Annotated in this window: 9 protein-coding genes; all 9 read left to right on the top strand. The window is 54.4% G+C overall.

Annotation, left to right across the window (positions count from 1 at the left end):
• Positions 1–126 precede the first annotated feature (126 nt).
• The gene (locus ACMHXH_RS06530) at positions 127–1,176 is read left to right on the top strand and encodes a 3-oxoacyl-ACP synthase III (RefSeq protein ID WP_039033935.1); all 1,050 of its coding nucleotides are present in this window, start codon (positions 127–129) and stop codon (positions 1,174–1,176) included.
• Positions 1,177–1,264: 88 nt separating this feature from the next.
• Positions 1,265–2,251 (top strand): alpha/beta fold hydrolase, encoded by a 987-nt coding sequence (locus tag ACMHXH_RS06525; RefSeq protein WP_144361266.1) that lies wholly within the window; start codon positions 1,265–1,267, stop codon positions 2,249–2,251.
• Between the two features lies 1 nt (position 2,252).
• Positions 2,253–4,109, top strand: coding sequence for a fatty acid CoA ligase family protein (locus tag ACMHXH_RS06520; RefSeq protein WP_413737842.1), 1,857 nt, complete (start codon positions 2,253–2,255; stop codon positions 4,107–4,109).
• Between the two features lie 22 nt (positions 4,110–4,131).
• Entirely contained in the window at positions 4,132–5,298 is a 1,167-nt protein-coding gene (oleD, locus tag ACMHXH_RS06515; protein ID WP_335912450.1) for a 2-alkyl-3-oxoalkanoate reductase, read from the top strand.
• A gap of 145 nt (positions 5,299–5,443) precedes the next feature.
• Complete coding sequence (locus ACMHXH_RS06510; RefSeq protein ID WP_157823082.1) at positions 5,444–5,620, top strand: hypothetical protein; 177 nt, start codon at positions 5,444–5,446, stop codon at positions 5,618–5,620.
• A gap of 258 nt (positions 5,621–5,878) precedes the next feature.
• Positions 5,879–6,769 (top strand): ABC transporter ATP-binding protein, encoded by an 891-nt coding sequence (locus tag ACMHXH_RS06505; protein WP_144133809.1) that lies wholly within the window; start codon positions 5,879–5,881, stop codon positions 6,767–6,769.
• 10 nt (positions 6,770–6,779) lie between these two features.
• A complete protein-coding gene (locus tag ACMHXH_RS06500; RefSeq protein ID WP_335912449.1) occupies positions 6,780–10,337 on the top strand; it encodes an ABC transporter permease/M1 family aminopeptidase in 3,558 nt (1,185 codons plus the stop codon).
• 280 nt (positions 10,338–10,617) lie between these two features.
• Positions 10,618–10,923 (top strand): hypothetical protein, encoded by a 306-nt coding sequence (locus tag ACMHXH_RS06495; RefSeq protein WP_025009827.1) that lies wholly within the window; start codon positions 10,618–10,620, stop codon positions 10,921–10,923.
• Positions 10,924–11,156: 233 nt separating this feature from the next.
• A complete protein-coding gene (locus ACMHXH_RS06490; RefSeq protein WP_335912448.1) occupies positions 11,157–12,878 on the top strand; it encodes a phospho-sugar mutase in 1,722 nt (573 codons plus the stop codon).
• Positions 12,879–13,140 lie beyond the last annotated feature (262 nt).

The raw sequence follows: 13,140 nt of genomic DNA, 5'->3' as shown, positions 1-13,140 counted from the left end.
GCGTTTTTTATTGAATACCCCGGCGTTTCTTGGTCAAATGACGCCAGCCTGGGGCATAAGAGTTAATTATCACGACCCCAAAAGATAACAAGGGCACAGAGCGCCCGAGAGAGCGATTGGCTTTTCATGAATTATTCCCGTGTGTATATCAATAGTCTGGCTTATGAGTTGGCGCCGGAAATGGTGTCCAGCCGCGAGTTGGAATCCCGGCTTGCGCCGCTTTATCAAAAGTTTCGTATCCCCATTGGGCAACTCGCTGCCCTGACAGGCATTGAGGAGCGTCGTTGGTGGCCCAAGGGCTTCAAGGTTTCCCAAGGTGCAGTGTGCGCCGCCCAAAAGGCGCTGGCCGAGACTGGGCTGGAGCCCAAAGCACTTGGCGCCTTGGTTTACACCGGCGTGTGCCGTGACCAGCATGAGCCGGCCACGGCTTGCGCTGTGGCTTCTGCCATAGGTATCGGGCGTGACTGCGCCGTTTTTGATATCAGCAACGCCTGCCTGGGAGTCCTGTCCGGTATTCTGGATGTGGCCAACCGTATTGAACTGGGGCAGATCCGCGCCGGTATGGTGGTGTCCTGTGAATCATCCCGGGAGATAGTCGAGGCGTCCATAGAGCAGATGCTGGCCGATCCCAGCATGGCAAACTTTGCGGCGTCTCTGGCCACTCTGACCGGCGGCTCAGGTGCCGTGGCCGTTATCCTCACAGATGGCAGCTTGCCGCTTACCACCTCCCGCAAGCATCAGTTGCTCGGTGCCAGTCAGTTGGCGGCGCCGGAGCATCATCAGATGTGTCAGTGGGGTTTTGTCGAGGTCGGTAACCGCCTCTACCGTGAGGTGATGCGCACAGATGCCGTTGCCCTTTTGAAGGAGGGGGTGGAGCTGGCGCGCCAGACCTGGGAGCAGTTTTTGCAGCAGCGCCAGTGGCTTGCCGGACAGGTGGATAAGGTTATCTGTCATCAGGTGGGTGCTGCCAACCGAAAGCAAGTACTGGGCGCCCTGGGCATTGCCGAGCACAAAGAGTTTCCCACCTTTGCCCGCCTTGGCAATATGGGCACTGTCTCTTTGCCTGTGTCGGCGGCGCTGGCCCATGGTGAAGGCTTTTTGCAGGCAGGCGACCGGGTGAGCTTTCTTGGCATAGGCTCTGGACTCAACTGTATGATGCTGGGGCTGCGCTGGTAAGCTCTTGATATAGGCTTTAGACAATGCCCATTCGACAGAGCCCATTAGAATAGTGCCTAAATAACCAAAATTAACAACAGGATAGCCAATGGCCACCCTAGATACACTCTTCCCGTTCAAGCGTCATTTCATCACGCTCGGCGGCCACAAACTGCATTATGTGCATGAAAAACCCGCCGGAATTAACGGCCGACGCCCCGATGCCGTGGTGATGGTGCACGGTAACCCCAGTTGGTCTTTTTACTACCGTAACCTGGTGCAGGCGTTAAGCGACCAATATGAATGCGTGGTGCCGGATCATATAGGTTGCGGCTTGTCCGACAAACCGGGCGATGATGCCTATGACTATACGCTGGCGCAACGTATCGACGATCTGGAAGCACTGCTGGACAGTCTGGATATTCGCAGCAATATCACGCTGGTGCTGCATGACTGGGGCGGCATGATAGGCATGGGCTATGCCGCTCGCTATCCCGAGAGGATTAAACGCCTGGTGCTGCTCAATACCGCCGCCTTTGGTTTGCCAGAGAGCAAGCCCTTGCCGCTGGCGCTGAAAATCTGCCGCGATACCGCGCTTGGCACCCTGCTGGTGCGGGGCTTTAATGCCTTCTCGTCCGCCGCTTCCTATGTGGGAGTCAAACGTGCGCCCATGGCTGCGGATGTGCGCCGCGCCTACGTGGCACCATTCAACTCTTGGCAAAATCGGATCTCTACTTTGAGGTTTGTTCAGGATATTCCGCTCAAGCCCGGTGACAGAAACTGGGAGTTGGTACAGTCGATTGATGCCAGTTTGCAGCAGTTTACCCAGGTGCCGACCATTATTCTTTGGGGCCTCAAGGACTTTGTCTTTGACCGGCACTTCCTTGAAGGTTGGCAGCAGCGCTTGCCCAAAGCCGAGCTGCATGCCTTTGCCGACTGCGGCCATTATATTCTTGAAGACGCCAGTGATGAGGTGATAGCCCATATTCGCCGCTTTATTGCTGAAACGGCAGTGACTAAAAGCGCCGACGAACAAACATCTAACGCTGACGAAAAGGCATCGGCGGAAACCGCCTTAGCCGGGAGCGCTGACTGAGATGCTCCCACCCGCCGAAGACTCGCAAATGGCTGCCAATGAACCGGCCCCGGAGGCAAACTCTGCCAAGGGGCACAACCTGTGTCGCCACCTGAAACAGGCGGCCATCAGCCAGAGCGAGGACCTGGCGGTTGCCGTGCAGCGCCGCCGCGCTGGCAAGTTCAGTTACCAGGAGCTTGATTTCAAGACCCTGGACAGCGACAGCGACCGACTCGCTTGCGTGTTGCTCGACTATGGCTTCAAGCCCGGGATGAAAGCCGTGCTTATGGTGACTCCTGGGCTAGAGTTTTTTGTGCTTACTTTCGCCCTGTTCAAGGCGGGGATTATCCCTGTGATGGTGGACCCAGGTATGGGGATCGCCAAGCTCAAGCAGTGTCTGGCCGAAGCCGAACCCGACGCCTTTATCGGGATCCCCAAGGCCCATGTGGCCAGATTGCTGTTCGGTTGGGGCAAACCCAGTATCCGCTTGTTGCTGACGGCAGGTGAAGGCTTTCTTGGCCGTAACCCTCCTTGGGGTGGCAGCAGTGTCAGCCGTTTGCTGGCCAGGGCACCTGAGTCAGTCACATTTCCCATGGCGCAGCTCGGCGCGCAGCAGATGGCGGCCATCTTGTTTACCAGTGGCAGCACCGGCACTCCAAAAGGCGTGGTCTACAGCCACGGTATGTTTGAGGCGCAGATAACCGCGCTGCGACATGACTATGGCATTCGTCCCGGCGAGCGGGATCTGTCGACCTTCCCGCTATTTGCCCTCTTTGGTCCGGCGCTGGGGATGGCATCGATAGTGCCTGAAATGGATGCCAGCAAACCGATAACCGCTAGACCGGAAAACCTGTTTGCCGCCATAGAGCACTATGCCTGCAGCAATATGTTTGTGAATCCCGCCTTGCTCGACCGTTTGGGACAGGGCGGAAACGGGCGCCGGCTGCACAGCCTGAAGCGGGTGATATCCGCCGGCGCACCGGCCGATCCCAAGGCGATAGCGCGTTTCTCCGCCATGTTGGCCGAGGATGTCGAAGTGCTCAACTCCTATGGTGCCACCGAATCCCTGCCTGTCTCCATGATTGGCAGCAAGGCGCTTGGCGCTACCGCCGCCATCACCGACAAGGGCGGCGGCATCTGTGTCGGTAAGCCGGTATCCGGAATAAGGGTCAGTATTATAGGGATCAGTGAAGAGGCCATCGACAGCTGGTCGCCGACTCTCGAGTTGGCGACGGGAGAGATAGGCGAAATCGTCGTTGACGGCGCTGTGGTCAACCAGAGCTACTATCGCCGCGAAGGCGCCAACAAGCAGGCCAAAATTGCCTATGAAGGCAGGCAACTGCACCGGATGGGCGATCTCGGTTATCTTGATGCCGAGGGCCGCTTGTGGATGTGTGGCCGTAAGGCCCACAGAGTGGATGTCATTGAGGACGGTGAGCTGCAAAAGCGCTATCTGTCTATTCCCTGTGAGCGGATTTTCAATACCCATCCTCAGGTTAAACGTTCGGCCCTGGTTGGCGTTGAACTGACGCAGAATAAGCCTGGCGGCGGTGGGAAAGTCCAAGAGAGCACTTTCTCTTATACTACTGGCGCTGATAGCACTTCTCTTGATAGCACTTCCCCTGATAGCACTGTGCCCGAAAAAGCGCCGCTTATCTGCATCGAGCTTGAGCAATCCCTGTCGCCAGTCGAGCAGCAACAGCTGTTTACCGAGTTGCAGGCACTTGCCGACAAGCAGCCACTGACCCGGGGCATCAGGCATTTTATGTTGCATCCGGGGTTTCCCATGGATGTGCGCCACAATGCCAAGATATTTCGCGAGCAACTTGCCGTTTGGGCGCAAAAACAGTTGGATGGAAACGGCTGGAAGCCAAAATAGATAACAGAGACAGAAACCCACTATGGCCACATCTGCACCGCAATCTCAATCACCTGAGTCAATAGCCTCGTCATCACAGGACTGTTCACTGGCCTCGTCGCAGGATTTGCCCGCGGCTTTGTCACAAGAGAAAGGGCATGATGAACTTCATCCCGAGCTGTTGGCGCTGGCCCGGGAACTCGCGACCCGAGTCAAGCGGGTATTGGTGACAGGCGCCGGAGGCTTTTTGGGAGCGGCCATATGTCGGCCGCTGCTGGCCGCCGGTATTCAGGTAGTGGGGGTGGCCAGGGGCCATTATCCGGCGCTCGAGGCCATGGGAGCCACCATGGTGCGCGCCGATATTTGCGACAAGCAAGCATTGAAACAAGCCCTCGATGGCTGTGAGCTTATCTTTCACGTTGCCTCCAAGGCTGGAGTCTGGGGCAGCAGAGCAAGCTATTTTCGCCCCAATGTGTTGGGGACAGAAAACATCATCGCCTGCGCCCGTGAATTGGGGATTGGTTATTTGGTCTATACCAGCACGCCGAGTGTCACCTTCGATGGCAAGGATGAGGCAGGTATCGATGAGTCGGTTCCCTACGCCAGGCGTTATCTCAACCATTACGGCGCCTCCAAGTCGGAAGCGGAAGAGTTGGTGCTGGCCGCTGCCCAAAACGGCTTGAAGACAGTGGCTATTCGGCCGCACCTGATTTGGGGGCCTGGCGATCCTCATTTGGTGCCCCGCGTGCTGGAGCGAGGTCGCAAGGGCCGGCTCAAGTTGGTGGGCCGTGAAGACAAATTGGTGGACACCATCTATATCGACAATGCCGCCTTTGCCCACCTGAGTGCGGCCAGAAGCCTGCTGGCCGAACCTAGCCGCTGCAATGGCAAGGCCTATTTTGTCAGTAACGATCAGCCCCTGACTATGGCGGCCATGCTCGACAGCATTCTTGCCTGTGACAATTTACCCGCGGTGGAAAAGCGGGTGCCAGCCTCTCTGGCCTACGCCATTGGCGCCATGCTCGAAGGAATATACCGACTGCTGGCTATCAAGCAGGAGCCACTGATGACCCGCTTTGTCGCCAAACAGCTTTCCTGCAGCCACTACTACGACATCTCAGCCGCCAAGCGTGACTTGGATTACAGGGTCATCGTCAGTATGGAGCAGGGAATGAATAAGCTAAGGCGCTCTCTTGGTCACTCGAGCTAAGGAAGGTGCGAATAAGTCCTCGTGGCCTTCACTTTTGTAGAGAGTGGCTTACACAGCAATTGGCGTTCAAGGCATCTGACTGAAGGCATGCCGGGGCAAGTCGAAGTCGGCTTCCCTAAGCTCAAGAAAATCATAAGCAAATGATATGTTGCAGCTGTTGTCCGGCACAAAGCCGGCGCTTATTTATATCGAATTCAACGCCAAACGTATCAGGCTCACCCTTGCCGACAGTCGCCTTAGCCTGGGACAAGTCAGCCTTGAGCCCCTTCCTGAGGTGGCGCTGCAAAAAAGTGAAATAGTCCAGCCAAGGTACTGCACATAGCATAATCCATCACCGGCGACATTTTTTGGAGCGCGAACCAGGGGGGCCCGCTCAGGATAATCAATGTATCTGCTAATTCTTCTTGATGATGCCGCGAGCCGTTGGCAAACGGCACAAGAGAAAGTGTCCAGTAAAAGGTTATCGGTGTTAGCGAACAAAGTATGTTAAATGTATGATTTTTTGTTACAAGTTTTGCGGGTCGCAAGGTTTAAATCATGCTAGCTTGGTCATCATTTATCTCTCCGGCATGAGGAAACTATGCTCAGTATCGAAGCCCTAAGCAAGACTTATGATAACGGTGTTAAGGCTCTGGATAATGTAAATCTACAGGTAGAGAAAGGGATGTTTGGTCTGCTCGGTCCCAACGGTGCAGGCAAATCCTCTTTGATGCGCACCATAGCCGCATTGCAAAGTGCCGATAGCGGCAGCATTAGTTTCGACGGCATAGACATTCTCAAACAGCCGCAAAAATTGCGCCAGACCCTGGGGTATCTGCCGCAGGATTTTAATGTTTACCCCAGGATCAGCGCCTGGGACTTGCTCGATCACCTGGCTATTCTCAAAGGGATCAACAACAAGGGTGAACGGCGTGAGATGGTGGATGGCTTACTGGCACACACCAACCTTTATCAACACAAGAATAAGGCGGTCAGCGGTTTTTCCGGCGGTATGCGTCAACGTTTCGGGATTGCGCAGGCGCTGCTTGGCGACCCCAAACTGTTGATTGTTGACGAACCCACTGCCGGCCTGGATCCTGAGGAGCGCAACCGTTTCCACAACCTCTTGGTGAGCCTGGGGGAAGAGAAGGTGATTATCCTCTCGACCCATATAGTGGAAGATGTCTCGGAGCTTTGCGCCAATATGGCGGTGCTCGCCGCTGGTCAGATCCTGCTGCAGGGTAATCCCATGGATTTGGTGGCCTCTTTGGAGCAAAAAATTTGGACTCGCACCGTTAGCCAGGCCGAGGCCAGCGAGCTTGAACAACAGCTCAATGTGATTGCCAAACGCCTGTTTGCCGGTCGCACTGTGCTGCATGTCTGGGCCGATTCGGCGCCGGAAGGTTTTACTCAGGCAACGCCGGGGTTGGAAGATCTTTATTTCAGCACCCTGCATCGCCACCGCAACAGCAAGCCGGTTCAGGCTGCCTGAGGAACTGCCCATGTTTGTTTCCATGTTACGCTTTGAATGGCGCTACTATCTGCGGCAGCCATCTTTTTATGTTGTATCTTTGCTGTTGTTTTTAATCAGCTTTCTATCCGTTGTATCCAACAATGTGCAGATAGGTGGTGGCGGAGAGGTGCTGAAGAACAGCCCCTTCAGCATTGCCCAGACCCTGCTGATCATGAGCTTTATCTCCATGTTTGCCGTGGTCAACTTTGTCGGTAGCACAGCGGTGCGCAACCAGCAGCACGGGATGGAGGAACTGATCTATTCCAAACCGCTGACACCGCTGGCCTATCAGTTGGGGCGTTTTTTCGGCAGTTATCTGGTGGTCATGGCGGTGTTTTCCATGGTGCCGCTGGCGATGTGGCTCGGCTCTTTTATGCCTTGGGTCGATGCCAGCCGTTTCGGTGAAAATCGGCTCAGCTATTATCTGCTGCCCTTGCTGCTGTTGGCCGCGCCTAGCCTGTTGCTGATATCGGCGCTGTTTTATGCCATGGCCAGCCGTTTTCGCTCCATGATGGGTTTGTATCTGACCGCCGTAGCACTGCTTATTATCTATAACCTCACCGGCGAACTGGCCAGCCAGCCGCAGTTTCGCACCCTGGCGGCCATGTTGGATCCCTTTGCACTGCGCACCTTTGCCGACCTTACCCGTTACTGGACCATAGCCGAGAAAAACACCCAGTTGGTGGAGCTGACCGGTGTTATGCTCAGCAACCGCGCCATGTGGCTTTCTCTGGCTGTCATCTTGCTGCTTGTAGCCAAGGTTTGGCGCCAACCAACACTTACTCGCAAGAAGGACAAACGCGCCGGCAAGCAGTCTGCAACCCCGACATTGCAGCCTTTGCAGCAACTGAGCCGCGCAAGCTCGCCATCGACTTCGGCGCAGTTCAAGGCTCGAGTCGGCTTTGAAATCCGCCAGGTGCTCTACACAGCACCGTTTGTGATTTTGGGGCTGCTCACCGTCTTTAACCTGGTTGGGCCCATGTTCGGTGATTTTGGTTGGTATGGTACCTCCAACTGGCCGCTGACCCAGGACATGGTCGATAATATTGCCGGGGCCACCGGCTTGTTGATGGTGATAGTACTCATCTACTACAGCGCCGAGATTGTCTGGCGTGAGCGCAACTCCGGAATGGGGGACATAGTCGACAGTCTGCCGGTGCCGAACCTGGTGTTCTGGGCTTCCAAACTGGTGGCTGTGGTGTTGGTGATGGCGCTGCTGTACCTGTTGGCGACCCTGACTACAATTACGTTCCAACTGTTCAAGGGGCAGTACAATCTCGAATTGGCTCAATACGCCATCAGGTTGGGCTTCTACTATCTGTTGCCACTGCTGATGTCGGCGGTTTTGGCGTTCTTCTTTCAGGTACTCAGCCCGAACAAGTATGCCGGTATGGGGCTGTTTGTCGCTTACTACCTGACGACCTTTGTGATGGCAAGTTGGGGATTTGGTCATTCGCTGTATAACTTCGGCGCTTCCCCTTACCTGGTTTATTCGGATATGAATGGTTACGGCTGGGGACTCTTGAGCCACAGCCTGTATATGCTCTATTGGGGCGGTTTCTCACTGCTGCTGTTTGTGCTGGGTTATGGTCTCTATCACAGGGGGCCGAAACAGCCTCTGAAACACAGGTTTGCCCTGCTGGGCGGTCAGCTGGGGGCCAAGGGACGCTTGCTGGCGGCCTTTGGTGTGCTGCTGTTTGTTGCCAGCGGCAGCTATATCTTCTACCAGACCAAGGTGGTCAATCATTACTATACCAATGATGAGGAAACCGACCTGCGTGCCGACTATGAGAAGAAATTCAAGCAGTATGCGTCTTTGCCCGTGCTGACCACCACTGCAGTCAAGGCCGACATTGATATCTATCCCGAGTCACGGCGAATCGAGGCCGATATCAAGCTTGATTGGGTCAACAAACAGGACAAGCCGATAAGCAAATTACTGGTCAGTCTACCGTCCCACACCCGCGCGGAAGATCTCAGTATCACCTTACCGGGGGCGACTCTGGGCGAGTTTGACGATAAGTTCAATATCAGTTGGCTGGTGTTTGACAAGCCGTTGCCGCCGGGGGAGAAAATCAGCGGCCGCATTCATTTGATTCGGGAAACCCAAGGGGTTGAAGAGTCCAACTTCGATCTGTCTGTGGTCGAAAACGGCACCTTTATCAATAATATCGAGCTGCTGCCTCAGTTTGGGTATCAGGAAGGTTATGAACTCAGCGATCGCCACGAGCGTGAGAAACGTGGTCTTGAAGACAAACCAAGAGCCAATAAGCTGGAAGACACGCGCTTTTATCGGCAGAACTTCTTTGGCGTAGACGGCGACTTTATCGACTTTGAAGCCACGGTTTCCACCTCGGGCCAACAGATGGCACTGGTACCTGGATACCTGCAGCGGCAATGGCGTGAAAATGGTCGCAACTTCTTCCATTACAAGATGGACAGCCCCATGGTGAACTTCTATTCGATCCTCTCCGGACGTTTCGAAGTGGACCGGCAGCAGTACAAGGGCATAGTGATCGAGGTGTACTATCATTCGGCCCACTATTGGAACGTGGAGCGAATGATAGAGTCGGTGCAAGACTCTATCGACTATTACACCCAGGCTTTTGGTCCCTATCAACACAAGCAACTGCGCATAGTAGAGTTTCCCGGTTATCGCTCCTTTGCCCAGAGTTTTGCCAACACTGTGCCTTACTCTGAGCGTATCGGCTTTATCACCGACCTGCGCAACTCGGACAATATTGACCCCGTCTATTATGTGACGGCCCACGAAGTGGCACACCAGTGGTGGGGGCATCAGGTTGGTGCTGCCGATGTACAGGGCAGTGCGGTTATCTCCGAGAGCCTGTCACAATACTCGGCGCTGATGGTGATGGAGCACAAGTATGGCCCGCAGATGCTGCGCCGATTCCTCAAGTATGAGCTTGACCGCTACCTGCGAGGTCGCTCATCGGAAAGCAAGGGCGAACAGCCGTTACTGCGCAGTGAAGGGCAGGGTTATATCCATTATCAGAAAGGCTCGGTGATCATGATGGGGATCCGTGACCGCCTGGGGGAAGAACGGCTCAATGCCAATTTGAAGGCATTCCTTGAGCGCTACAAGTTCCGCGGCGATCCTTTCCCGACCACTCTGGACCTGCTCAGCTATCTGAAGCGGGATACGGACGGCGCCGAGGCGCGTTTCATTGAGGACTCCTTCTCTGAAATCAGCCTCTATGACCTGCGTCTGACCGAGGCCAAGGTAACCGAAACGCCGGAAGGCCAGTTTAAAGTCAGTCTGGATATCTATGCCCAGCGCCGGGTCGCTTCAGAGAAGGGCGCTGAGCAGGAGGTACCGCTGGACGAGTGGATTGATATAGGCGCCTTCAAGGTCAACCCGGACAAGCTCAAACAGGATGAACAGGTGCTGTCGCTGCAGAAATACCGGCTCAAGAGCGGCGAGAATCATCTCGAACTGGTGCTGAGCGAAAAGCCTGCCTATGTCGGGGTCGATCCCTTCATCAAGCTGGTAGACAGGGATTCAGGGGATAATATTTTCAAGCTTTAGAAAACCTTATAATAATTTCTTTCGTTTAGCCAAATGCCTCGCAATTAAGTTTGCGAGGCATTTTCTGCTCATGTATTCCCTATCAATTCAGCGGCGCCTTCCGCGCTGACGGCTATTCAACTCCTTAGTTTGCTGTGCTCGACTATAGTTTATGAATATAGCCAGCCGATGATTAATTGACTTGTCTCGTCATAGGCACTCTATACCATCGCCAATCTGGCTGGGTTTCGAACGGCTGACAAAGCTTTGAGTGGCTCAAACTTCTATAAGGAATGGGATTATGTCTATGGTCAGTGCCAAAGAGTTTGCCGACTGGCTTTATAAGCGCTTCGAGCAGGTAGAACACGGGGTCAGCATGAGTCGTGAGGATATCAACCAGCTAACCGGGCGGCAGAATTTTTCCATGGTATTTGTCCATGATATTCACTATGAATTGATGCAGCACGGTATGGCGTTTGTGACAGATACTTCTCGTGAGCAGTTCTTTCTGGTGCGTGTCTGCCCCATGCCTTGGCGGCAGCAACTGGAGCAGCAATTTGACAAGGAGATCTTCAACAATGTCATCTCCATTAATATGTCCCGCTGAAATAGTTGCATCTATCTGTTTGTCAGTCACAGGTGTTATGAAAGCCGAGCGCTCAACCTTCCTTAGTCCTTAATTGCCGCTGCCAACACCCCAAACTGACGACAAACAGCTAGCTTAAGCGGGAAGACAGGCGCTAAAGCCTGAGTAAAATCATAAAATTAATGCAAATTCACTTGTCGCGGACCTGAGTTTTTCTTACTTTGGAATGAAACTGATTATCAAAGAGGCCACTTATGAATACTCATCTGGAGCTGCAACTGAAACATTGGCTGGAGATAGATCCCGACCCTAAAACCCGGGATGAGCTGTTGAGTCTTAAAGCCGAAGGCAATGAAACTGAATTGTCAGCTCGCTTTGCCGGCCGTTTGGCCTTCGGCACCGCCGGTCTCAGGGGCGTGGTCGGCGCCGGTCCAATGCGGATGAACCGTTTGGTTATCCGCCAAACCACAGCGGGCCTGGGGCAGTATCTGCTCGCCCAGGTCAAGGATGCCGCCAGCCGCGGTGTGGTGATAGGTTTCGATGGCCGCCATGATTCACGTACCTTCGCCCATGATGCCGCCAGCGTGTTGACCGCCATGGGGATTAAGGTGCGACTCACCGCCAAAGTAGCTGCCACGCCGCTGGTGGCCTTTGGGGTGAAACACTTTGAAGCTGCCGCCGGTATCGTAGTGACCGCAAGCCATAACCCGCCGCAATACAATGGCTACAAGGTCTATTGGGGCAATGGGGCGCAGATCATTCCGCCACACGACTCAGGTATTGCTGCCTGCATTGACAAGGCTGCCAATGAAGAGCTGCCTTGGCTGGAGCAAAGTGAAGCCACCAAGCAGGGTAAACTCATCTGGCTGCAGGATGATTTCTATCAGGATTATCGCCGCGGTGTGTTCCATGCTGATGTGTTGCAGCACAAAACAGCGCCAGAAAGGGTGAGCCTGGCCTATACCGCCATGCATGGTGTTGGCGCAGAAATGGCCAAGACAGTGCTCAAGGATGCCGGTTTTACTCAGGTTTATTCTGTCGCCGCCCAGGAAAAACCGGACGGTGACTTCCCAACGGTTAAGTTCCCTAACCCGGAAGAGAAGGGCGCCATGGATCTGGTGATTGCCGAGGCCAAACAGCATCAGGCGCTGCTGGCCTCGGCCAACGATCCGGATGCCGATAGGCTGGCGGTGGCCGTGCGCCGCGATGACGGCGAATATCAAATGCTCACCGGCGATCAGGTGGGAGCCTTGCTGGGCCACTATCTATTGTCTAAGGCGCCGGCCAATCAGCGTCTGCTGGGAACCACTATCGTATCTTCAACCTTGCTCTCTAAAATCGCCAAGGCCAATGGCGGTGAGTTTTATACCACGCTTACAGGTTTCAAGTGGCTCACCAATGTTGGTATGCAGCGCCAGAGCGACAACAATAAATTCCTGTTCGCCTATGAAGAGGCGCTGGGCTACACAGTGGGCAGTATGGTGTGGGATAAGGACGGCCTGTCGGCGCTGGTGGCTTTTGCCCAGCTGACAGCCGAGCTGGCGGCGCAGGACAAAACCATCTGGGACAGACTGGAACAACTCTATCGCGACTATGGCTTGCACCTCAATACTCAAGTGAGCATAGCGCTCAAGCCGGGAACGCCCGATATCGGGGCCCATCTGCGGGCCAATCCCCCCGAGTCCATCGCCGGTATGGCAGTATTGGTGATCGAGGATCTCAAATCGGCCGAGCGACGTTACGCCGATGGGCGGCGGGAGATCATCGAATTACCGGCCAGTGATGTGTTGACCTTCCACCTTGAAGGTGGTGCCCGGGTGATAGTGCGTCCCTCGGGAACCGAGCCCAAGATCAAGTGTTATTACGAGGTGGTTGAGCCTATGCTGGCCAGCGACAGTCTGGCTGATGCCGAAAGCCGCGCTAGAACTGCATTGGATGCCTTCGTCAGTGGCCATCAGGCATCGTTACCCAAGTAGATAATCGGGTCGGTGATATTTGACATAGGAATTGATCCATTTTGAGAGTGAAAGAAAGGCATTGACGAATACAAGCGCCAAATGCGGATTAGTTTGCCACTTTTTTAGATAATCAGGCATGTTTTACTCATTACTTGGCTGAAAAATAAAACGGCGTTTTAATAGACAAAGCATAGAGACAACAAGGGCTGCAGAAGGATGGTTAAAATCTCTCTGAAGCCCTTAATTTTATTGATGTTCGTTTAACTGTTTTGCATCGGGT

The sequence above is a fragment of the Shewanella sp. BJSY2023SW001 genome, assembly GCF_047314685.1.
GTDB lineage: Bacteria > Pseudomonadota > Gammaproteobacteria > Enterobacterales > Shewanellaceae > Shewanella > Shewanella indica.
The sequence above is the reverse complement of the archived record's forward strand: the minus strand, read 5'-3'. Positions and strand labels throughout refer to the sequence as shown.